This is a genomic window from Pontibacter mucosus, assembly GCF_003054055.1.
GTDB classification, from domain to species: Bacteria; Bacteroidota; Bacteroidia; order Cytophagales; family Hymenobacteraceae; genus Pontibacter; species Pontibacter mucosus.
This window is the reverse complement of the sequence record NZ_QBKI01000013.1, coordinates 78,829-98,606: the sequence shown is the minus strand read 5'-3', so window position 1 is coordinate 98,606 and position 19,778 is coordinate 78,829. Positions and strand designations below refer to the sequence as shown.

The 19,778-nt window shown below is 48.3% G+C and carries 22 protein-coding genes; 4 read left to right on the top strand and 18 right to left on the bottom strand.

Going from position 1 to position 19,778, the window contains the following annotated elements; translation table 11 throughout:
• Positions 1-15 precede the first annotated feature (15 nt).
• From C8N40_RS20510 to C8N40_RS23210, 4 genes are all read left to right on the top strand, one after another.
• Positions 16-2,043: a heavy metal translocating P-type ATPase gene (locus C8N40_RS20510; protein WP_108213686.1), complete on the top strand. Its 2,028-nt coding sequence runs from the start codon at positions 16-18 to the stop codon at positions 2,041-2,043.
• A 431-nt stretch (positions 2,044-2,474) separates the two neighbouring features.
• Entirely contained in the window at positions 2,475-2,822 is a 348-nt protein-coding gene (locus C8N40_RS20505; RefSeq protein WP_245905205.1) for an ArsR/SmtB family transcription factor, read from the top strand.
• Positions 2,819-3,457 (top strand): mercuric transport protein MerTP, encoded by a 639-nt coding sequence (merTP, locus tag C8N40_RS20500; RefSeq protein WP_108213685.1) that lies wholly within the window; start codon positions 2,819-2,821, stop codon positions 3,455-3,457. Before C8N40_RS20505 ends, merTP begins: the two co-directional genes overlap by 4 nt.
• Positions 3,457-3,666 carry a GDCCVxC domain-containing (seleno)protein gene (locus C8N40_RS23210; RefSeq protein WP_108213684.1) on the top strand — a complete coding sequence of 70 codons (210 nt, stop codon included), beginning with the start codon at positions 3,457-3,459 and terminating at the stop codon, positions 3,664-3,666. The genes merTP and C8N40_RS23210 overlap by 1 nt, the downstream gene beginning before the upstream one ends.
• Positions 3,667-3,862: 196 nt before the next feature.
• On the opposite strand, the gene C8N40_RS20490 is transcribed toward C8N40_RS23210, so the two are convergent.
• The 18 genes from C8N40_RS20490 to C8N40_RS20405 all read right to left on the bottom strand — a co-directional run bounded on the left by C8N40_RS20490 (position 3,863) and on the right by C8N40_RS20405 (position 19,133).
• Positions 3,863-4,213 carry a helix-turn-helix domain-containing protein gene (locus C8N40_RS20490; RefSeq protein ID WP_108213683.1) on the bottom strand — a complete coding sequence of 117 codons (351 nt, stop codon included), beginning with the start codon at positions 4,211-4,213 and terminating at the stop codon, positions 3,863-3,865.
• Positions 4,210-6,177 (bottom strand): type IV secretory system conjugative DNA transfer family protein, encoded by a 1,968-nt coding sequence (locus C8N40_RS20485; RefSeq protein WP_108213682.1) that lies wholly within the window; start codon positions 6,175-6,177, stop codon positions 4,210-4,212. Before C8N40_RS20485 ends, C8N40_RS20490 begins: the two co-directional genes overlap by 4 nt.
• 104 nt (positions 6,178-6,281) lie before the next feature.
• On the bottom strand, positions 6,282-6,737 hold the full coding sequence (locus C8N40_RS20480; RefSeq protein WP_108213681.1) for a hypothetical protein: 456 nt from the start codon (positions 6,735-6,737) through the stop codon (positions 6,282-6,284).
• On the bottom strand, positions 6,734-7,522 hold the full coding sequence (traN, locus tag C8N40_RS20475; RefSeq protein ID WP_108213680.1) for a conjugative transposon protein TraN: 789 nt from the start codon (positions 7,520-7,522) through the stop codon (positions 6,734-6,736). The genes C8N40_RS20480 and traN overlap by 4 nt, the downstream gene beginning before the upstream one ends.
• Before the next feature lies 1 nt (position 7,523).
• Positions 7,524-8,705: a conjugative transposon protein TraM gene (gene traM / locus C8N40_RS20470; RefSeq protein ID WP_108213679.1), complete on the bottom strand. Its 1,182-nt coding sequence runs from the start codon at positions 8,703-8,705 to the stop codon at positions 7,524-7,526.
• Complete coding sequence (locus tag C8N40_RS20465) at positions 8,692-9,078, bottom strand: hypothetical protein (RefSeq protein ID WP_245905204.1); 387 nt, start codon at positions 9,076-9,078, stop codon at positions 8,692-8,694. Before C8N40_RS20465 ends, traM begins: the two co-directional genes overlap by 14 nt.
• Positions 9,056-9,664, bottom strand: a complete 609-nt coding sequence (traK, locus tag C8N40_RS20460; RefSeq protein WP_108213677.1) for a conjugative transposon protein TraK — start codon at positions 9,662-9,664, stop codon at positions 9,056-9,058. Before traK ends, C8N40_RS20465 begins: the two co-directional genes overlap by 23 nt.
• Before the next feature lie 16 nt (positions 9,665-9,680).
• Positions 9,681-10,676, bottom strand: coding sequence for a TraJ family protein (locus C8N40_RS20455; RefSeq protein WP_108213676.1), 996 nt, complete (start codon positions 10,674-10,676; stop codon positions 9,681-9,683).
• 4 nt (positions 10,677-10,680) lie between these two features.
• Positions 10,681-11,304 carry a hypothetical protein gene (locus tag C8N40_RS20450; RefSeq protein WP_146173615.1) on the bottom strand — a complete coding sequence of 208 codons (624 nt, stop codon included), beginning with the start codon at positions 11,302-11,304 and terminating at the stop codon, positions 10,681-10,683.
• A 15-nt stretch (positions 11,305-11,319) separates the two neighbouring features.
• A complete protein-coding gene (locus C8N40_RS20445; RefSeq protein ID WP_108213674.1) occupies positions 11,320-11,991 on the bottom strand; it encodes a plasmid transfer protein in 672 nt (223 codons plus the stop codon).
• Complete coding sequence (locus C8N40_RS20440) at positions 11,966-14,410, bottom strand: TraG family conjugative transposon ATPase (RefSeq protein ID WP_108213673.1); 2,445 nt, start codon at positions 14,408-14,410, stop codon at positions 11,966-11,968. Before C8N40_RS20440 ends, C8N40_RS20445 begins: the two co-directional genes overlap by 26 nt.
• Before the next feature lie 48 nt (positions 14,411-14,458).
• Positions 14,459-14,761, bottom strand: a complete 303-nt coding sequence (locus tag C8N40_RS20435) for a hypothetical protein (protein WP_018480020.1) — start codon at positions 14,759-14,761, stop codon at positions 14,459-14,461.
• A gap of 3 nt (positions 14,762-14,764) precedes the next feature.
• Positions 14,765-15,058: a DUF4134 domain-containing protein gene (locus tag C8N40_RS20430; RefSeq protein ID WP_170114172.1), complete on the bottom strand. Its 294-nt coding sequence runs from the start codon at positions 15,056-15,058 to the stop codon at positions 14,765-14,767.
• Positions 15,059-15,082: 24 nt separating this feature from the next.
• The gene (locus C8N40_RS20425) at positions 15,083-15,493 is read right to left on the bottom strand and encodes a hypothetical protein (RefSeq protein ID WP_108213671.1); all 411 of its coding nucleotides are present in this window, start codon (positions 15,491-15,493) and stop codon (positions 15,083-15,085) included.
• A gap of 154 nt (positions 15,494-15,647) precedes the next feature.
• Positions 15,648-16,142: a hypothetical protein gene (locus tag C8N40_RS20420; protein ID WP_108213670.1), complete on the bottom strand. Its 495-nt coding sequence runs from the start codon at positions 16,140-16,142 to the stop codon at positions 15,648-15,650.
• 72 nt (positions 16,143-16,214) lie between these two features.
• The gene (locus tag C8N40_RS20415; RefSeq protein WP_108213669.1) at positions 16,215-16,844 is read right to left on the bottom strand and encodes a ParA family protein; all 630 of its coding nucleotides are present in this window, start codon (positions 16,842-16,844) and stop codon (positions 16,215-16,217) included.
• 20 nt (positions 16,845-16,864) lie between these two features.
• Entirely contained in the window at positions 16,865-18,442 is a 1,578-nt protein-coding gene (locus tag C8N40_RS20410; protein WP_108213668.1) for a relaxase/mobilization nuclease domain-containing protein, read from the bottom strand.
• Between the two features lie 253 nt (positions 18,443-18,695).
• On the bottom strand, positions 18,696-19,133 hold the full coding sequence (locus tag C8N40_RS20405) for a plasmid mobilization protein (protein ID WP_108213667.1): 438 nt from the start codon (positions 19,131-19,133) through the stop codon (positions 18,696-18,698).
• Between the last annotated feature and the right edge of the window lie 645 nt (positions 19,134-19,778).

The following is a 19,778-nucleotide window of genomic DNA, read 5'->3' as shown; positions in this document are numbered from 1 at the left end:
TAAGCATTCACCACTATGGAAAAGAAAAACGACATAGCCAAAAACATAGAAGAAGACTTTAAGCCGTTGGAGATCACTTCGCCCCGCACGGCGGAAGCTCCCGGCCCTAATGTGGGGGCCGAGTGCTGCTCCGTGGACGGAAAGACAAAACAGGCAGGTGCCGTGGAGCACGAGCACGCCGAGGAGGAAGCCAAATCATCCTACATTCCTACAGCGCTTAGCCTTATCCTGCTATTGGGCGGCATCCTGCTGGACTACCTCGACACGCCCTGGTTTACCGGCTATGTGAGGCTGGTCGTGTACGGCATCGCCTACGTGCTGGTGGGCTGGCGCGTGGTGTGGCACGCCATAAGGAGCCTTCGGGGCAGTTTCTTCAACGAGTTCTTCTTGATGAGCATGGCCACGCTGGGGGCTTTTTACATCGGAGAATATGCCGAGGGCGTGGCCGTGATGCTCTTCTACGTGGTTGGAGAGCACTTTCAGGAAGCGGCCGTGTTGCGCTCCCGCCGCTCCATCAAGGCAATGATCGACAACCGGCCTGATGAAGTAGGGCTGGTGACTGAGAAGGGCATAATTAACGTGAAGGCAAAAGAAGTGAAGGTGGGCGACGTGGTGCAGGTAAAGGCCGGTGAGAAGGTAGCCCTGGACGGGGAGCTGCTCTCCGAACGCTCCTCCTTCAACACCGCCGCTCTCACCGGTGAGTCGAAGCCTGACACGAAACTAAAGGGGGAGACGGTACTGGCCGGTATGATCAACCTGGATCGGGTGATAGAGCTTCGGGTAAGCTCTGCGTACGAGAACAGTGCCCTGTCAAAGATCCTGAAACTGGTGGAGGAGGCTGGCAGCCGGAAGGCCAAAACGCAGCAGTTCATCACCCGGTTCGCCAAAGTCTACACGCCCATCGTGTTCTTTCTGGCCGTGGGCCTGGTGTTCATCCCATACTTTTTCGTGGAAGCCTATGACTTCAACCAATGGCTGTACCGGGCCTTGATCTTCCTGGTGATCTCCTGCCCCTGCGCACTGGTGATCTCTATCCCGTTAGGCTACTTTGGAGGTATTGGGGCGGCCTCGCGCAACGGTTTGCTCTTTAAAGGCTCTAACTTTCTGGACCTGATGACGCAGGTGGATACGGTGGTCATGGACAAGACCGGCACTTTGACAGAGGGGGTGTTTAAGGTACAGCAAGTGGAGACGGTTCTGGATGACAAATCCTGGTTCCTGACGGCCGTGGCTGCGCTGGAGAGCAAGTCCACGCATCCAATCGCGCAGGCCATTATGGCCGAGGCAGGCCAGGCATATACACAACACCGTGTGGAGCAGGTGGAGGAGATATCCGGGCATGGGCTGAAAGGTAAGGTGGACGGCAAAGAACTGCTGGTGGGAAATACCAGGTTGCTGGAGAAGTTTCATGTTGCTTTTGACCCGAGCCTGAAGGAGATCGTAGAAACGATCGTGGTAGTGGCTGTGGGCGGAGCTTACGTTGGCTATATCACCATCGCCGACAAAGTTAAGGAGGATGCGCCGCTGGCTGTAAGAAGGATGCGGGAGCTAGGGGTGAAAAGGCTGGTGATGCTCTCCGGCGACAAGAACTCGATTGTGCAGAAAGTGGCGGGCGAACTGAAACTGGACGAGGCATATGGCGGGCTTCTGCCGCAGGACAAGGTGAACAAAGTGGAAGAGCTGAAAGCGGAAGGCCGAACTGTGGCCTTTGTGGGGGATGGCATCAATGATGCGCCCGTGATAACGCTCGCAGACGTGGGCATGGCCATGGGCGGGCTGGGGTCCGATGCGGCCATCGAGACGGCGGACGTGGTGATTCAGACAGATCATCCTTCCAAGATAGCCACGGCCATCAATATCGGTAAAAAGACCAGGCAGGTCGTTTGGCAGAACATCGCCCTGGCTTTCGGTGTGAAGGCCATCGTGCTGATCCTGGGTGCTGGCGGTTTAGCTACCATGTGGGAGGCGGTGTTCGCCGATGTGGGGGTAGCCTTACTGGCCATCCTTAATGCCGTGCGGATACAGCGGATCAAGTTTGACTGAGGCAGTAAGGACAGCCGCAGAATCAGCTTTGTGGAAGCTGTAGCTTGTTTCCTTAACTTTCTGAGGCAGATAAATTACAACTGGTAAAGGCTCAACATCGGAGATGAAGCAACTTGAAAACAGGTAATTTCTGATCTGTAAACGGTTTGCAATAGGCTTGATTTCGGGTTGCAATCGGGTTCAAGTGAAAGGTTGGCCATCTTAACAAATGACCGAAATTTGAGATAGATAATTCATCCCTGGCAGAGAATTAGCCTTCTAAGTCCTCCAATTACCACTCTGCCTTGCATATCAAATAAAATCGGGCAATGGTTGTATTTAAGCATTCTCTTTAATAGTAAAATTATTCTACTTTTGTAGTATAAATTACCTGTACCAGAAAAACACCTTCCAAATGGAGCAAGAGAAACAGTCACCCTGCATAAGGGTTTATGCTAATTAAAAAGCAGATAAGTTCCTGCAGAAGGAGAATAGAGGACTTAACGGACCCTATTCAGTTGCTTTCCAGCACACTGAGCCTGGCCGGAAGTGAGGCTCGACTAAAAATACTTTTCCTTCTCAAAGAGGAAGGGGAGTTGTGTCCCTGCGACATAAGCGACATACTGTATATGTCTGTTCCTGCTATCTCGCAACACTTGCGCAAACTTAAAGAGGGCGGTCTTATCACAGCAAAGAAAACCGGCCAAACCATTTTCTATGCGCTTACCCCTAAAGCCCAAAAGTTGCTCCAGCGCCAGTTTAATTTTCTTGCAAACGCTACCATAAATACCACACCATGAAAAGCCAAGGAATACCATCTACAAAGAGCAAGGAAACGCCTGCAGCAAAGGTATGGATAGGGGCAGGTGTAATATCTGCCGTTGCAGCCTCGCTTTGCTGCATTTCTCTCCTACTGGCAATTATGGCGGGAGCTAGCGGTGTTGTCACTGCTTTTTCATGGCTGGAGCCACTGCGCCCTTACTTGATAGGTTTAACAGCGCTGACGTTAGCCTTTGCCTGGTACCAGAAGCTAAAGCCTGTCAACAAAAAAGATTGTGATTGTAATACGAATACTAAACCTAACTTTATGCAAAGCAAAAACTTCTTGTCCATTGTAACCGTGTTTGTCGCTGTGATGCTGGCCTTTCCTTCCTATGCCCATGTCTTCTATCCACAGGCACAAGGACAACAGGTAGCGGCTAACAAAGCAAATGTCCAGACAGTAGAAATCAAAATAAAGGGAATGACCTGCGCTGGTTGTGAAGGGCACGTGAACAGCGAAGTCAACAAGCTGGCTGGTATCCTGAAGGTGAAGACTTCCTATGCCAACGGCAATACGCTGGTGCAGTTTGACAAGTCCAAGACAGATGTAAAGCAGATTGAAAAAGCCGTGCTAGCCACAGGCTATAAAGTGACAGAAGTAAATAAACAATAATGGTAACTGTACTTCAATCAACAATTACTTGCCCGCACTGTGGGCATCAAAAAGAAGAACAAATGCCTGTAGACGCTTGCCAGTACTTTTACCAGTGCGAACAATGTGAGGCTATCTTGAAGCCAAGGCAGGGCGATTGTTGTGTATTCTGTAGCTATGGCACCGTACCATGCCCGCCAATTCAACAGGATAGAAGCTGCTGTAGATAATTCTTCCACAATTAGTTGATTGAAGTACGGTTTAGGCTTCTTAACAAAAGAAGCCTATAATTGTGGAAGAAACATCAAGAATTAATGTACTGCTTCCTGGATTTACGACTCGTCCAGAAAAGTGTTAACCATTCATCTTTTAAACAAGATAAATCAAGAAAGATTATTGAAAAATTGGCTGTAGAAACAAAATGAATCAGGGGGTATCCAGCAACCGAATCACCTCCTCAATCTGCGTGGAAAATTCACTTTGGGCGAGCTTCAGCTTTTCAACGGCAATGCTGTTGAGGCTGTGGCTGTTGGACAGTTTCTCGTGCTTCTCCAGGATGTCGAAGTTGTCGGAAAAAAGAAGGTCCACGTGAAAGTACTTGCTGTAGAAGCTGAACAGAAGCAAAAGCAATTCGATCGTCCCTCCCACCCCGTTCTCCAGCCGGGATATCTGGTTCTGGTTCACCCCCATGGACTCTGCCAGGCTTTCCTGCGATAAATCAAGCCGCTTCCGCAGCAGCTTTAGCCTTTGGCCTAACTCCTGTATGCTTACGCTCATACCTGTAACGCTGTGATTAGTGTCTTAACCTCATTCCTAATTTTATTGTAGTTTGCTCTCAGGATTTGGTCTTTTTGGTCGGGGGTACCAAAGTTATAAAATTTTGGCAGGTCAAGATACTGCTTTTCTTCCTGTTGTATGTTATCGAGGTCTAAATTAATTTTACAGTGGTAGGTACTGGCAACATACTTCCCGCTATACTCTTCGCTATCGGAAGCCACCTGTCCTACCAGTTCACCAGCCTGCAAATTGGCTATTTTGGATGCCGGAATCAGCGGTCCCATTTCCTCATTCATGTTCACCGAGGTACGGTTCCGGTCCACGCTGAGCCCCTCCTTTAGCTGCCTCACCCTACCAAACAGTTTCTCCAGCCAGTCAAGCGTTTCTTTATTACGGGCAGAGCCCGAGAGTACATTGGCCGCTACCGAGCAAATGGTGTCGGCTGTTTCCCTGCCATACTGCTGCCGCAGCTGCGGTAGTTCCTGTAAACCCAGCAGCACAGCTATCTTGTTACTCCTGGCGGTAGCGATCAGGTTCTCCACCCGGTGTATGTAAAGCGTGGGAGACTCATCTACGATCAGCCCACAGGGCAAGTTCCCCTTTGTATTGATCAGGCGTGTCATGCGATTGAGGATAAGCGCATTGCAGGCGCTGTTAATGCTCTGTGTGGCCGGGTCATTTGCAATCACCAAAACAGAAGGATTTTCCCGGTCCGTTATCTTTAAATTAAAGTCGTCTCCTGATAATACCCAGAAGGTTTCTTTTGTGGCCAGCCGGCCAATATTAATCTTTAAGGTGCCAATCTGCCCTTCCAGCTGCTCAAAAGCTCTGTTTTTATATGCTGTGGCAAAAGGCGAAAGCAGACTCTCCAGCTCAGGTTCGGAAAAGAGCACCTCGAAAATCTGATCATAGCTTAGGTTAATGAAGGAAAGCACATGCGGAAACGAAGAATACCGCCCCCCTTCGTGGCGGCTCAGAAAGTAGATGCAGCTGGCCAGGAAATTAACGGCTGATTGATTGAAGAATTGAGCAGTCCCTGAGTCCCTGTCTCCTTTCCGCAGAGCCTCCAGCAGCGCCTCAGCCGTTTCGGTGGCATCGGCCAGGGTAGGTAGGTATTCTGGCTTTAAAGGGTTAAACCTCCTGCTGTGCTCTACGCTGTTAAAATTGATGACATGGAACCTGTGGTTTTTCAGTACCCCTCTCTTTCTATTGACCAGGTAATGGTAATAAGTCGTTTTGGCAAGGTCCGGAAATTTGAAGTCGTAGACCATCAAAGAGAAGCCTTTTCCCAGAAGCTGTTTGATAAAAGGCAACACCACTGAGAAAGATTTTCCAGAGCCAGGTGTACCGATCAGCAATGTTGCCCGAAAGGGGTTCACCACGTTGAGCCACCCGCGCTGTATCCGCTTTTGGTAATAGTAAAGCATTGGGATATTCACCGAGTAAGGCGTATGCACCGGTTTCCTGGACTGCTCAAAGGACTCATTCTCCACGTTGAATTTGTCCTTCATCAATCGGTGCTGTATATGCTTGGAGATGTTATCCAAGGCTATATGAATCATCACCGCACCTAAGAAAGAGAGCAGGATGTAAGCCGCATCAGACAGGGACACATCCCAGAAAAGAATACGGCTGCTTTCAGAGTAATAAAAGAAACCCGAGCCAAAGAAAAAGGCGCAGCCGATGAGTAAGGGAAGGAAGATATGCCGGAGCGGGTCGAGGTTCAGGTTCTTCCTGGCCTTTGTGCCAATGCTCACGATCAGAATCAAACCGAAGGTAAAAGCTTTGGAGAAGTAGATGTGCTCATAAATAGCCATGCGCTTTACCTTGCGCAGTACAGGCTGCAGCTGATACATACTGTCCGAATCCATAAAGAGGAAAACAGCTGCCTCTACCACAATGGTGAAGTAGATAAGTCCCTGCAGGAAGGAGTAAAGTTTTTTGATTTCGCTGGATTCTTCCATATCGTTACTGATAAAGGTTATCCAATACTACCTGATAGATGTGAGGGAAAGTCTTGGCAAACTTTCATTCCTGAGAAAATTCCCATCGACTAGCTGATACCTGCTCACAATGGAATTTTGATGCCTGCCAGCAAACCAGCCCTGAAGTTGTGGTTTACCCGGAGTACCCCCTCGTTTTTCTGTTGGAGCATCAGCACCAAATTTCCCGGCAGCACATAAACCAGCTCCAGGCCTGCCTGCAGCGCGCCAATGAAATGTGCTGTATTAGAGCCAATGCCCGTTCCTAGGCGCAGTTTGAGCAACGTGTTTCTGGAACGGATGAGCATGGGTTTGTAAGCTCCCACTAACCAGTTTTTGTTGGCGTCCACGTTGCTCTTATAGGCATCACCGAAGATCTCATAGGAATTGTGGTGGCGTTGGTTAAACTCCAGGGCAAGATTAGCAGTTAAGGCATCCTCGTACATCCAGCCGCCTGCCAGGTTCAGGTGGGTATAGCCCTCCTGCGCCCGGCACGGCAGCACAACCAGGAGCAGCAGGGAGAGGAGTAGCGTCTTTCTCATAAGGTGTCTGCATGAAGGATATCTGAATAATCGATTTTAAGGGAGATGGTGCGCCCTGAAATCTGCTCCTCGGCCACCTCAATATTGAACACCTTTTCCTCTGGAAAAGTGAACTTCCTGAACACAAACACGTTCCGGTATTTGCGCTTGAAGTTACCCGTGTCATAAAGCTGAAAATTGGGCTGTAGCTCCACCTGCTGAAAGTTAGTGGCCTTGACAACCTTTTTATCCTCTATCTTAAACCGTATTTGATCGATCGTATAGGGAATGTTGGTGTCATTCTTGATGGAGAGATCAATAAAGAAATAGTCCCCCACCGTATAGATGTTGTTCAGCCGTGCCCGCATCCCATGCCCTTTCGTAGTCACACTATTGAACTGTGGTTTTCGCTGGAGAGCCAGCAGCGCAAACCGCGCCATGTCCTCCCGGCTCATGGCCACAGCCGGGTTCAGGTAATCATCCACCCGGGTGGGGTCTATACGCACCTCCGTGTCTGCCCGATCTGCTCGGCTGTAGGCCAGCTTATACTGTACCAGGAAGCGCTCTGCAACGATGGTGATAATACCCGGTTTTGCTCCGCCATGCTTGGGTTTGACCCGAAGAATGTTGGCAACAGGTATGTCTCCGGCCACATCATCTGTGGAGATATCTACATACTGTATTGGCTCAGGACTCACAATATGCGTGGAGATGCTTTCATGCACGTGCACTACCTGAAGAGAATCCTGTGCCGAGGCAGAAAACAGCAGGGCAAACAACACATATAGAAGGAATAGCTTTTTCATATTATTGGGCTTTATTATCTATCAAATAAACAATGGTGTTGTACTTCAACTTAGCTTTGTTCTTCCGGATGGCTTTGCCTGCAGCGCGGGTGGTGGTCTGCGAAACCCTTTCCAGCATAGAATAAAGCATTTGGCTGGCATTGTCAGGTGAATCCTCAAAAGTCAGTGTCTGACCACTGCTCACATTCCCGGCAAGCTCTTTTGTAAAGTCCCGGAACTGTGAATCTGGGACATACAGCCCAGCCAGGCCGTCGTTGTCGTAGATACTCAGGTCTACCGGGATGATTTGATTGCCGTAAAGTATAGAGCGGATGGCTATCTCAATTCGTTGGGCACTGAAACCGGAGACTGTGCCGTAGAGGTAGCTGCCTTTCTTTATTTCGTAATCCCGCACATAGATGTCATCCAGCAAGCGAATCCTGATCCTGCCGCCTTGCATCACCTTCAACCCTTCGTCCAGGATGGCTCTGATAAACTGCTCCTCACCGTCGGCTGTAATGGTGTTGAAAAAGGCTTTGTTCGAATTTCTGTATTTGCTCACGGGTAACGGTGCCGGCTCTTGCTTCTCGGAGGCTGGTGCATGGGCCATCGTCGGCTGTGGTCCCCTACGTGAAGGCACAGGCTCCTCTCCTACCCGGCTCAGGCTGTCAATAAACATCATCTGCTCCCGGAACAGCCGCATTTCCTTTTCATATGCCGATTCAACTTTCCGCATAGGGCGGGTTGACCGTCCAGGCACAGAGGCAGTAGCCGATGCATAGCGCTCTGAGCTGAGGCGCTGCCGCTGGCTTACCCGCTCCATAAATCCCTCCGGCTGCTGATCCGATAGGATACGGTTATTGAGACTGTCGAGCATCCGCCGCTCCTCCTCCGTGTACACGCTGCCATAGGCAATGTCCCTAGGGTCTACCCTATCCTCCCCGATTTCCTGCATGGCCGAGTAGTCGGTCCTATACTTAAACTCGTCCTGAAAAGCCGAGAACTTATCCTTCATGTCCCGCTTTCTCAGGTTGGCATCCGGAAGAGAGGTATTAAGGGCTGTTGTCTCGGTGAACTCTACTTTCGTTTGTGATGTGGTGGCCGCCGGTGTCATGTCCAGCCACAGGTAATTAAGCAGGACAAGGAAAGGCAGTATGATGAGAGGGATGGCATACCTGGGATGTCGAAAGTTAATTCTCTTCATGGATGATTCGGTTTAAACGCTGATCAATGTATTTCAGGAAAACACTGTCTTGGGCACGCAGGCTGTCAGGATTTAACTGCCTAGCCGCGTTATAGAGCTTTATCAGCTCAAGCATATCTGCGGTATTCGACCTGCCTGTATTCATCTTGCTGCCAGAAGTATCAAGTTGCCTGTACAGCTTGCCAGCCGATACCGCATAGGTCCCCTGGTGCAGGTGCCGGACGATGAGCAACCCTATGACAGCCACAGAAAGTAAAACCAGCATGGCCAGCACCACTGCTTTAGGATTCGAGGCACAGTAGTCCCTGACACTTCCCTTGAGGTATGAAAGCCTTTGCTTTATGTTACCGCTAAAAGGATTTCTTTTCGACATACTCCAGGTCCTTGTTCATGACCGTTTTCCAGTTCTTTATCAAAAGCCCATGGGGGTTGTTCTCTGTGCGCGGCACTTCCTCGAGGTCCCCCTCCGTTACAAGAAGTCTTTTCATCACAGAGGTCTCCCGCTCAATGCGTTGCGTGGCGTAGTAGGTAAAGTGTCTGTTTTCGTCCACTTTAACGCTATCGGTTTTGATCGTCAAAACCGCAGAGCTCGCCAGAATCTGGTTGTAATAGCCCTTCTCCTTCAGGTTGTTGTATTGTGCCAGCCCAGACTCATCGATCAGGTACATGGCCTTGGAGATGTTATTTTTCATGTAGGCGTCATCTGGCGGTAGCGTGAAGAAGAGCAGGTGAAACATGTTCACGTGCGACTTGTACTCTACCGTCCGGTTTACCCCCAGCTCGGTCTGCTCCACCAGCAGCGGCACCGAGTGATCGATCACATAAATCTTCTTCCGCTGCTCCTCGGCATAACGAAAGGCAAAGACGCAAACCGTACCTACTATAATGATGGAGGAGATAAAGCTGCCGATACTCACGGCAAATGCCAGCTTCATTTTCTTTTCGAGGTTGTTTATCATAGCAAGCGCTTTAGGTTTATTTTAGAATTCCTCCGGCCGCCTTCGCAGCTCCTCCTGCCATCGTACCAATGGCATTCCCCACGCCCGTGGTATGCACGATCCAGGTGGAAATAATGGGAATGGTCAGCATGGCCAATCCTCCCACAATCAAGGAGACGATGTAGAAGCTGATGCCGCCCGAGGGAAAGGAAACGTAGGCAATGAACATCTCTTCGTTGCCCAGTACTGCCTTCAGGATATCAATTTCCTTCATCAAGCCATACTTGACCAGCACAAAGGAGATGGACATAATGATATAGCCAATGCCTGAGTACAGCCCCACGGAGATATAGCGGGCAATCCATGTCAGGTAAGAGTCCCGAAAGCCCGGCAGCACGCTAAGGGCAAAGGAAAATGGGCCCAAGATCACCAGGATGCCCGCAAAGATGATCTGCAGGAAATAGATAATGTAGGAGCATACCTGAAAGATGGTGATCACAATCCACTCCACCACCATCATCGCCGTAAAGTGCAGCTTGGCCATCAGCATCAGATAATAGCCTTTCATTTTGTTAAACAGGGGCTGCAGGTCGATTCCCATGGTTTCGTACCAGCTCGCGTCGCTGGCCTCGCTCTCAATCCGCTCAAACTCAGCGCTGCTCTCAGAGAGTTTTCGGGCCACACTGTCCACCAGCGCGAGGCGTTCCCGGTGCAAATCTTCCACCTGGTCTACCTGTGAGCCATACATGCCTTTTGCCTGATCATTGACTAGCTGTAACGGCAGGTTCACAGCGTCAATAAATCCTGGCCAGAAAACAATCACCAGTGTCAAGGCGAAAGGGCGCAGCAAGGGCATGATGCGAAGCGTTTCATCCCCGGCCATCATTTTGTAAGCCTCAAGGCCAAAGTACAGCAGCATGCAGATGGCGCAAAGCGCCTGCGCATCATAAAGGAACACGCTGACCAGATCCTGTATATGGAGAAAGAGCCCGTCGAACAGGTCAAATATGGCTTTATCAATCAATTCACGCATAGCATCAGTCGGTTAAGTTTTGGCTCGTTTTAAAGAGAGAGATGAGCCGCCTGAAATCATTCCTCAAGACCGTAAGCTCCTCGATATATACCCGCAGCTGCTCCCCTTTTGTGGCATCGTCCAAGTAAGAGTCCAGGATAATCCCGATGTCGGCGTTGATTCTGTCCCGCTCGGCATGGACGGCCAAAATATAATCTGACTGCACCCCAGCCTGCACCGCCTCAGCATTCATCCCCAATAGGGCTGTGTTAAGTTCATCGATCTTCTTTTTATACAGGAGGTGGTATCCTTTATTCAGGGACCTGTCGGCAAACTTGAACATCTCCTGCTCAAATACCTGGCTTACTGCTTCCTCCTGCGCCTCCGCCTTCACCCTGTTCTGGTTCAGCAAAGCCATGGTAGGCGCAAGCTGCAGCATGTTCCGCTTGTCAGGTCCTTTCCTGTACTTGTTATGGAAAAGAATAAAGTACCATTTCGGGTTGAACTTTCCCCAATGAGTAACAACCTCCCGCTCCAGCTGGTACCTCGTGTTTTTACTGTTAACTGGCTGCACGCCTTGCCCCAGGGCATCTGTAAAGAGACCAGAAAGCAGGGCCAGGCACAAAGCGGGTACACATAACGTCTTCATAACAATAAAGGTGATTTATTTTTTGATTGCCTTGTACTCATCCATCAGGGAACGGATAATAGCCTGGCTGTTGTCAGGGTAAGCAAGCCCCATCGGATTCATGGTCTTCAAAAGCCCCGCGTACTTGGCCACACGCATCTTTCGGGTAATGGAATAGGCCAGCCCCCGCATCACCCGCAGCTCGTCCACCACATGGCGGATAAGGGTGAGCCTGTCGGCATTGTTCATCAGGTTCACATCCGTGCCGATGACAGCCACCTGGTAGATATAAGTAAATAGGTCGGAGGTACGGTTGAGCAGCTCCAGCTCTGTTTTGGCGGCGATCAAGAGCAACTCGTTATCACCACGCGCCAGTTCCATCATTTGGTTTTGGTAGTGGCCTATGTCTGCGGCAATTTGGGAGGCATAGATAATGTTTTTACTTTGCCCGATAATGGATTGAACGGATTTGAGAGAGTTGTACATCTTTTCCTCCAGCTCTTTGATCTGCGTCATCTTCAGGCTGATGGTAGTCTGTAAGGCCGCAATCTTTCCTTCATTTTCCTTAATGTCGTTTAAGGCCGCCTGCTGGGCTGTATGGTTCACAACAAGTGTGGAGACTACCGCTGGGTCAAAAACAACCTGCTGGGCTAGTACATGCCCTGTTACCAGGCTCATAAAGCTAAGCGTGCATAGGTACTTTTTCATAGCTGCGTTGCAAAATCAGGTGAACAAATTCATTTAGCTTGAGGCCCGAGACCCTGAAGTCCGCGACAAATTTTTCCAAGGCTTCCCTGAAATTCCCATACTTGCTCAGGTACACTTGCATGGCCTCTTTTTCCTGGCGCTCGGTGGTATAGGTCAGGTACTCTTCCAGCGATACCTCCACACCATACACCTCACCGGTGCCCCCGCGCTTGATGTAGACTTCCTTGAAGCGGCTCCGCCCCTCTTTGTTGTCGAGGCTGTTGATAGTGAATATTTTCTTCCGTTCCACCTCATTGATAGAGAGCAGTGCGGCGATCTCATCGAAATTGTCCTTGAACTTGGTCTGGTCTAAAAGGCAGATGGTGTCGGAGTTGTTGATGATGGAGTTCTTAACCACAGCATTTCCGATGATATCCTCCAGCTCCTGTGTCACTACCACAGCCTCTCCCCAGAACTTGCGAACCGTTTTATAGACGTAGAGGATATAGCCGGCCATGAGCGGGGAGGCAATGGCCTTCCAGGCCTCCTCGATGATGAGCGCCTTACGGTTCTTCTTGTGCCGCATTTTCTGAAGGAACACATCCATAATGATCAGGGTGGTGATCGGGAAAAGGATCTTATGCTCCTTGATGGCATCTATCTCAAAAACAATAAAGGGCTCATCGAACAGGGTGGTATCCATCTCGTTGTTCAGTATCTGCCCATACGCCTCCCCTTTGCAGAATTTCTTGAGGATAAAGCGGTAACTGGTCAGGTCAAATTTAATAGACTCTTTTTGCGTAATCTCGTCTATCTTCCTGATGGAGAAGTCATAGAAAGACTGGAAGGAAAGGTAGCTGCTCTCCAAGCCGTTTTCAAAGTAGTGCTGGTAATAGGAAGTGATAACGGAGGAGAGGACGCTGTCCTCGATTTGGTTAACAGTGCCACCGGCACCTTTCCAAAGTAGGCCCACCAATGACTTGAGAAACTCCCGCTTCTCCTCATTGAATTCGGCAGCAGAGATCCGGAAGGGGTTCATGGTGATCGGCTGCTCCTCGGAGTAGGTAATGTAGCGGCCCCTGTAGTAGGCACACAGGCCGGAGTAACTGTGTCCGGTATCCACCAGGATCACATCTGTGTGCTGCAGGGCATACTGCCGGATCAGGTGGTTCATGAAAAATGACTTCCCCGCTCCCGAAGGTCCCAACACGAACTTGTTACGGTTATTCATCCGGCCTGAGAAGATGGGCGCATCACTTGTGTCAATCGTGATAGGAATCCCCTGTCGGTCCGTGAAGTATACCTGAAAGCTGGATGACTCACTTTGCAGCAAACGTTCTTTAAAAAGCAGACATAAGGCCGCGTCTGAAGTAGTCAAAAACTTATCATATACTTTAAGCTCCGAACAATTGCCGGGAAAGGCACACCGGAATAGCTCAAGTTGGTTATATGCGTTTCGGGAGGGAATAATGCCAATGGAAAACAAAGCGCTTTCCAGATAGTTAGCGGCACGGTCTATCTCCTTTTCTCTGGCTGAAAGCAGCACGCTGTAATGCCCGTACACGAGCAGCTGGTTATCCTTGGCGATATCGGCCATCACCTGATCAATATCCTGCACACTCAGATCATTGGCCGGGTCAGGCATGGAGAGGTGTTTTTTTCTTTTGGCCTGCAGCCTGGCCAATTCCTGGCGCTGATCAGGGATTTGGATCACCTGGTTGTACACCAGGCAGTCACAACCTGGCACCTGGTGCAGAAAGTGCATCAGGTCTACCGGGAGGCTGTACCCTATGTGAAGCGCTGTGTTTGGCTTAATGTTGGACGGAAAGTTGATCTCATCTATGTCCACAAGCGAGATACATCGGATAACGCTGTCACCGACTTGCAGGCCTTCATCTGAGGCAAGGAGGTTATTGAGCGCATAAACCTCATCGGAAAAGTTGAAGGCAAGCATGCGGGAAATAAACTTCTTCACCTCGGTCTCTTTCAGAGCATAGGGCTTGAAAGACCTGCTCTCCAGTATGTCCAGCACTTTGGCAACGTTCCGCTGGAATGCTTTGAAGTCTTTCTCGTCATAGGTAAAGAAGCTGGAGCGCCGCACGTCCCTTGTTATAGTCAGGTATGTAGAGACGGCCAGGTACTCTCTTCCTGCAAATGTCTCCTGAAATTTCTGACTCAGGAGGTCATCCGTTTGCTTCGGCACATAGCACTTCCTGGCTAGTATGTCCGTTTTCTGAAGGGTGTAGCCTGCGCCTAGAATTTTAACGATGTTGGCAAAGGTCTGGTGGAAGTGTTGGTAAGCCTCCACGTCTGCACAGTACTGCAGGGCAGGATTTTGTACTTTGATGATGACCGAATAATCTCCGCGCTCATGATATAGAATATCATGGGCATGACGGTCTATGCCAATGTATGGCAGACCAAACCGCTGCTTTTTCATGGCTGAGAAAAGTGATGACGTTAAAGTTGTGCTGCCAGGGCCAGACTCCTATCTTCGTGCAGAACGCCTCCATTGTGCGGGCATGATGTATACCCCTTTGGACTTCGTTTTATGATGCAACCCTTTCTTCTGCTGCATAGCCGTAAACCCCATACCGCCGAAAGTCACGATCACCAAGGCTACCAGACCTGAAAAGAAGTTGAGCGAAACAGATAAGACAACTGCCGCAAAGAAGCCAGTTAGAACGGAGGCCAGGCCCCAGTAGATATATCTACCTTTCAAGGACTTAAATACAAGGGGTTTTTGCAGCCCCTTGTAGACATTAAATCCTCTGTTATCTTCGGGAGCCACGGCTTACAAGCCGAAGAAGGCTTTGATCACCACCCCCACCACCATCAGGAATACGCAGGACCCCATCCACCCCATGACAGCCTTTTGTGTGTCCTGGTCTCCGGAGTTCCACTTGATGTACACCCTAACTCCTCCAATCAGGCCAACAATAGCTCCGATGACCAGGATTAGGTTGCCTACAGGGTCAATATAAGTTTGAAGCTCAGAGGCTCCGGCATCAATGCCTCCGGCCCCTTGAGCAAAGGAAGATGGGACAGCGAGGACTACCAACACGAGCATAGCAAGTATCTTTCTCATAATCTCTGTTATTGAATTAAAAATTTATGAAGAAAAAGGTATTGCGTTTGAAAGTCGCCTGGCGTTCTGAAGGAACTCCTCTAGGGGTATCCCCTGCCCTATCACGGGCATGGCGACACTATTCTCAGAGGCCGTCTGGTGCGCAAAGGCATGCCCGTCGGCTGCAACAGGATATTCTTGGAGACCGCTATCCAAGGGTTGCTCCTCCTGCTCGTAATCCTCATAATCCTCCTCGAATTCTTCCTCCAGGTAATCCTCGTCTACAATGTCTTGGGGTGCCTCTGTAGTGTCTACTAAATCTGCAACACTGTACTGCGCTACCACATCTGCGGCTACGCCTTTTGCATTTCGAAGGTACAGGTCAAACAACAGGTTACCTGCATAATAAAGCACATAGAGTACTGCTACCGTAGCAAAGAAAACGCCCCAAGACATAGCTATATAATTTAAGTTAAAACATCGATTTACAAACTAGACATTCCTACTTTAAATATATAATCTATATGAAATACGGTTTTATACTTATACGTATATTTTAAGATTAGATTATTTATTTATATACTTTTTTACTTAATGTTATAGATTCAGCTTAGTTCAGGAACTTGTTATCCGTTCTATCACGGAGCCTTTGAATCTCCTCTTTATGCTCTTCAATGAATTTAGCAAACAGGTAGCTTGCCAGCACATTGATTTTAATCCCTCCTTTTTTCTTCAGCAGGTCTAGCACTTCGTGTATATGCACGTCCACATAGACTGTTTTGGAGGTAAAGGTAAACTCCTCCTTCGCCTTATCGAGTTCAGCAAGCAGTTGCTCAAAGCTTAAACCTGACGCTGCTTTACCCGAAGCCTTTGCAGCTGTCTTTTTCGAGGAAGGAGCCTCCTGCTTTTTGCCTGCTGTAGCGTTAGAAGAAGCCTTAGGCTTTTCACCGGCTTTGCCTGATTTTGAAACTACTGGCACCGTCTCTTCTCTTTCCTCAGGAATTGGTTGAACAGCTTTCTCTTCTGCGTTTTTCTGCTGGGGAGCCTGTCCTATGCTTTGCTTAAAGCTCTTGATGTCAAACCCCTTGTTACCTGCTGTAGCCATGAATATTATACGTTATTTAATTAAAATGTTTCAATTATTGAATATTAATATAAATTTTATTTAAAGAATCTTCTATACTGTCTCTAAATACTCATTATATATATACCCAAAAGACTTGTCGAGCACCCCTCGGATATCCGAAGAGATCGATACGGTATCTATGCGTTGAAATCCTACCCGGTCTGGCAGCGCCGGAGCCACAGTGCCGAACTGCGCCAGCTGCTCATCCACGGCAGCTTTCAATTCATAGTTCACGGAGGACTTCAGGCGGTTTGGCAGGAACACGATCTTTACCTGCGGGTTAACATGCTTGGCCACCTGAACAAAGAACATGGTGGACTCAAAAGTCATCTTTTCATAGGCAAACGGACAGACGATTACTTCAGCGTCCTGGTATACAGCAATGAGCTCGTTCGTATCCAGCCTGCCAGGCATGTCCATAATAACATGCCCCCCTTGCAGACTATCAATATGCACCTTGTATTTCGGGTACTCCTCTACCTCCATCTTGATAACCTCGTACAGTGGGTCATTGGCATATAGATCCTTCTCCTTCTCCCATCTGGAGTAGATGGAGTCCTGAAAGTCCATATCCAGGATGATCACATTGTCCTTTTTCTCTAAGGCCAGATAATTAGCCAGCAGTATACAGGTGGTGGACTTGCCTACCCCTCCTTTTTGGTTTGCTACTACAATTTTCATGTATTAATCGTCTATGTGTTTTATCGTTTTCGTTGATTCTTTCTCTTCCTATTCTCTCCCTGATCAGGTCCGAGGTTTGACTCCATAAGGTAAAGCATAGAAGCTGCCAGTTGACCGATAGTCCCGGAAGACTGGGCCCATATGTCCTGCAGCCTTTCCTCTCTCGCCCGATCACTACCCTTATCAAGCTCAACAACCTGCACAGCATGAAAGTCAGGCCTCTCTTTTGTCAGATCTGCCCAAGCATACACCCGTTTCTGCTGATGATCAATCAGGAAGTGCTTTCCGTCTGCATGAGCGATGCTCCAGCCGCAACTGTCCAGTATTTCCTGCAGCGGCCTGCCGCTGGCAAGGCCGCTGTGCAGCTTGGCGGCCACCACCTCCTTCTCCAGAGGGTCAGAAGCCTTCGCTACCGACAGATCCGACTGCTTTACAAAAAACAGCCTGGAAAGCAGCCTCATATCCTTATCGCTCGTCACGGCGTACTGCCGCGCCTCCTGCAGCCTTTCTTGGTAAAGCAGCGCCCTGACATGGGCCTTATCAAGCATCAGAACAGGGATGCTGCCTTCTTCATCTCCCTTGATGCGGATCTCTCCCTTTTTGTTGACAAGGAGCCCTGTTGCCTCCAGCTGTCTTTTGAAGCCGGTGTAGCACAGCCCCCTGTCTGCAGAAAGCTTGGCTATGAGCTCCCGTCCAGCCTGTATTTTCTCTTCTCTGTTAACACTGGAAAGCAGCTCGTCGAGCTTCATCACCTGGGAACCCTTCAGCACCTGTTTGCTGGCATGGTCGAGAATCGTGTAGCCATAGGGAGTGCTCTTCCCCTTTGCCTGGTGCACCACCAGCTCTATCCCGAACTTTTCCTTTAATAGCCCGGAGAACTGCTCCACCGTTAGGCCTCGTTTATACTTACGGAATATGGCTTTCAGCTGCCCTACACGCGCATCTGGTGCTTTATGCTTCGCTATCCTGTCAGCAACTTCTTTGCTTGCAAAGGCATGTACCACTGAACCGTACTTAATGAGCTGATACTGTCCATCCTTCTCCGTGACTTTCACGCCTTCCCTTTCGAGCAGCAACTTAAACTGAGCTTCAGAGGAAAATCCATATGCCAGCGCTTTAGTCAAGCATGTTTTTACCTCGTATTCCACATCCTGCATCAGAATCTCCTGCATCACTTTCTGAGACCTCATGTTTTCATACTTGTCGTTCACCTTCTTCCCCTCTTTGCTTACCCTGGTAGACACCATGTGTACATGGTTGTGCGCAGTATCTGAATGAAAGTAGATAAGGTAGGGGTTATCATGGTACCCCATGCGCTGGAGGTATTTCTCCGCGATTTCCAAGAGTTCCCCCGCACCCTTCTCCCTTCCCTTGCAGGAAATAATGGCATGGAACTGGGACTTTAGCACTGACTCGTTTGTGTTTGCCACCAACGTCATGTACCTGATGTAATCCTCCTGCTTCAAGCTTCCCGCTGCCAGGTTCAAAAAGCCGAAGTTCTCAGCCTTGAGCAGCTGAGCTACACCCTGTGCTCTTTTCTCTTCATTATAAACAACGCCATTGAACCCGGCAGCGGCAGAAAGGATTTTCACGATCATAGCCCATTCATTAACGCATCAAAAATATAACAAATAATAATTTTCACATAAAAGCTACTATATATTATTTAACAATTTTCAAGCATTATATTTTATCTAATAATTATTATTTACTATTTATTACATAAAAATTAACAATTTATATATAAAGATTATTAATTCTTACTTATTAATTCTTACTTATTAATTCTTACTTATTAATTCTTACTTATTAATTCTTACTTATTAATTCTTACTTATTAAATAATAAATATTATTTAATTTTCTTAAACCTTGCAGCAGCAATCCGGAGAAAAGACCGAAGCGCCTTGACCAACTCTTTTTCTATGGCCCCAAACTCTATCATGTACCTGTTAAAATCAGCAAGAAACTGCAGGTTTATCATATTGTTTGCCTTCAGGTAATTGACATACCGGGCAACTTGATTGATATTGTTGCCGACCCTGCTGATCTCTGGGCCTAGCTTATCCAGAACAGCGATCAACTCTTTGGGATTAGCAATAAAATCGTCAGGCTGCGCCAATGCCTTCTTCCGCAGGTAAACAGACAATGATTCATGCCCTGCAGCCGTCATCTCAGCCTCCAGTTGCCTGTATTCGCTATCGGAAAAGGTCAGCTTTACTTGCCTGGCTCTCTTTAAGTCAGGCGATAGTTTTGGGCGCCCTCCCTTTGTTTTCTTAACATCTTCCATACATACTTTGCTCAATAAAAGACACGAGTTGCGAGTGGCTTTACCCCTTGCTAACAGCTACGCTGAAGGCAAGGCAAGAGGTTTTGAGGGACTCAAAACACATCTTGCAATACAAAGCCCCCCATACACCAAAAGAAAGAATTCTAGGCAAATAATACAAGGAGAAGGAGCTAGGAAGAGATAAGATTTCAAAGATGGAGCATTGGGTAAGCTGGAGGGAACAGGGGAGTATGGATAACAAGTACCTACTATAAGAAAAAGCTTCAAATACTAAATCCAGCGGTACAAATATTTAATAATTATTATTTATCATGTATTACCTAACAGCTCATAAGTATTATCTAATAAGTAAAATGGATTATATGTTATGTATTATTTGTTAAATAATAATTATTTTTTACAGCTAGTAATATTTGTCAATTAAAGGCAAGCAGCTTAATAGTCAAAGTAGATAGTTTGAGACGAAAAGCAGAAAGAGTCAGAAAAGGGTAGACAGGTCAATAGGGGAGAGGTAAGGTTCCAGAAGCCTTCGGCTCTTAAAAGCCCTCACATGGCAAATACTACCATCGCTATTACATGAACTTACCCAAACCTCTGCAAAAAAATTACCCATGTAGTAGAGACATACCCGATACACTCCATCAA

What these genes read in the sequence shown, in the direction of transcription:
- C8N40_RS20410 (WP_108213668.1), bottom strand. Translation starts at nt 18,442, where the DNA reads ATGATCGTGAAAATCCTTTCTGCCGCTGCCGGGTTCAATGGCGTTGTT.
- traN (WP_108213680.1), bottom strand. Translation starts at nt 7,522, where the DNA reads ATGAAAAAGCTATTCCTTCTATATGTGTTGTTTGCCCTGCTGTTTTCT.
- C8N40_RS20420 (WP_108213670.1), bottom strand. Translation starts at nt 16,142, where the DNA reads ATGGCTACAGCAGGTAACAAGGGGTTTGACATCAAGAGCTTTAAGCAA.
- C8N40_RS20505 (WP_245905205.1), top strand. Translation starts at nt 2,475, where the DNA reads ATGCTAATTAAAAAGCAGATAAGTTCCTGCAGAAGGAGAATAGAGGAC.
- C8N40_RS20480 (WP_108213681.1), bottom strand. Translation starts at nt 6,737, where the DNA reads ATGAGAAAGACGCTACTCCTCTCCCTGCTGCTCCTGGTTGTGCTGCCG.
- C8N40_RS20445 (WP_108213674.1), bottom strand. Translation starts at nt 11,991, where the DNA reads ATGAAAAAGTACCTATGCACGCTTAGCTTTATGAGCCTGGTAACAGGG.
- C8N40_RS20415 (WP_108213669.1), bottom strand. Translation starts at nt 16,844, where the DNA reads ATGAAAATTGTAGTAGCAAACCAAAAAGGAGGGGTAGGCAAGTCCACC.
- C8N40_RS20430 (WP_170114172.1), bottom strand. Translation starts at nt 15,058, where the DNA reads ATGAGAAAGATACTTGCTATGCTCGTGTTGGTAGTCCTCGCTGTCCCA.
- C8N40_RS20490 (WP_108213683.1), bottom strand. Translation starts at nt 4,213, where the DNA reads ATGAGCGTAAGCATACAGGAGTTAGGCCAAAGGCTAAAGCTGCTGCGG.
- C8N40_RS20405 (WP_108213667.1), bottom strand. Translation starts at nt 19,133, where the DNA reads ATGGAAGATGTTAAGAAAACAAAGGGAGGGCGCCCAAAACTATCGCCT.
- C8N40_RS20465 (WP_245905204.1), bottom strand. Translation starts at nt 9,078, where the DNA reads ATGTCGAAAAGAAATCCTTTTAGCGGTAACATAAAGCAAAGGCTTTCA.
- C8N40_RS20510 (WP_108213686.1), top strand. Translation starts at nt 16, where the DNA reads ATGGAAAAGAAAAACGACATAGCCAAAAACATAGAAGAAGACTTTAAG.
- C8N40_RS23210 (WP_108213684.1), top strand. Translation starts at nt 3,457, where the DNA reads ATGGTAACTGTACTTCAATCAACAATTACTTGCCCGCACTGTGGGCAT.
- traK (WP_108213677.1), bottom strand. Translation starts at nt 9,664, where the DNA reads ATGATAAACAACCTCGAAAAGAAAATGAAGCTGGCATTTGCCGTGAGT.
- traM (WP_108213679.1), bottom strand. Translation starts at nt 8,705, where the DNA reads ATGAAGAGAATTAACTTTCGACATCCCAGGTATGCCATCCCTCTCATC.
- C8N40_RS20425 (WP_108213671.1), bottom strand. Translation starts at nt 15,493, where the DNA reads ATGTCTTGGGGCGTTTTCTTTGCTACGGTAGCAGTACTCTATGTGCTT.
- C8N40_RS20455 (WP_108213676.1), bottom strand. Translation starts at nt 10,676, where the DNA reads ATGCGTGAATTGATTGATAAAGCCATATTTGACCTGTTCGACGGGCTC.
- C8N40_RS20450 (WP_146173615.1), bottom strand. Translation starts at nt 11,304, where the DNA reads ATGAAGACGTTATGTGTACCCGCTTTGTGCCTGGCCCTGCTTTCTGGT.
- C8N40_RS20440 (WP_108213673.1), bottom strand. Translation starts at nt 14,410, where the DNA reads ATGAAAAAGCAGCGGTTTGGTCTGCCATACATTGGCATAGACCGTCAT.
- C8N40_RS20485 (WP_108213682.1), bottom strand. Translation starts at nt 6,177, where the DNA reads ATGGAAGAATCCAGCGAAATCAAAAAACTTTACTCCTTCCTGCAGGGA.
- merTP (WP_108213685.1), top strand. Translation starts at nt 2,819, where the DNA reads ATGAAAAGCCAAGGAATACCATCTACAAAGAGCAAGGAAACGCCTGCA.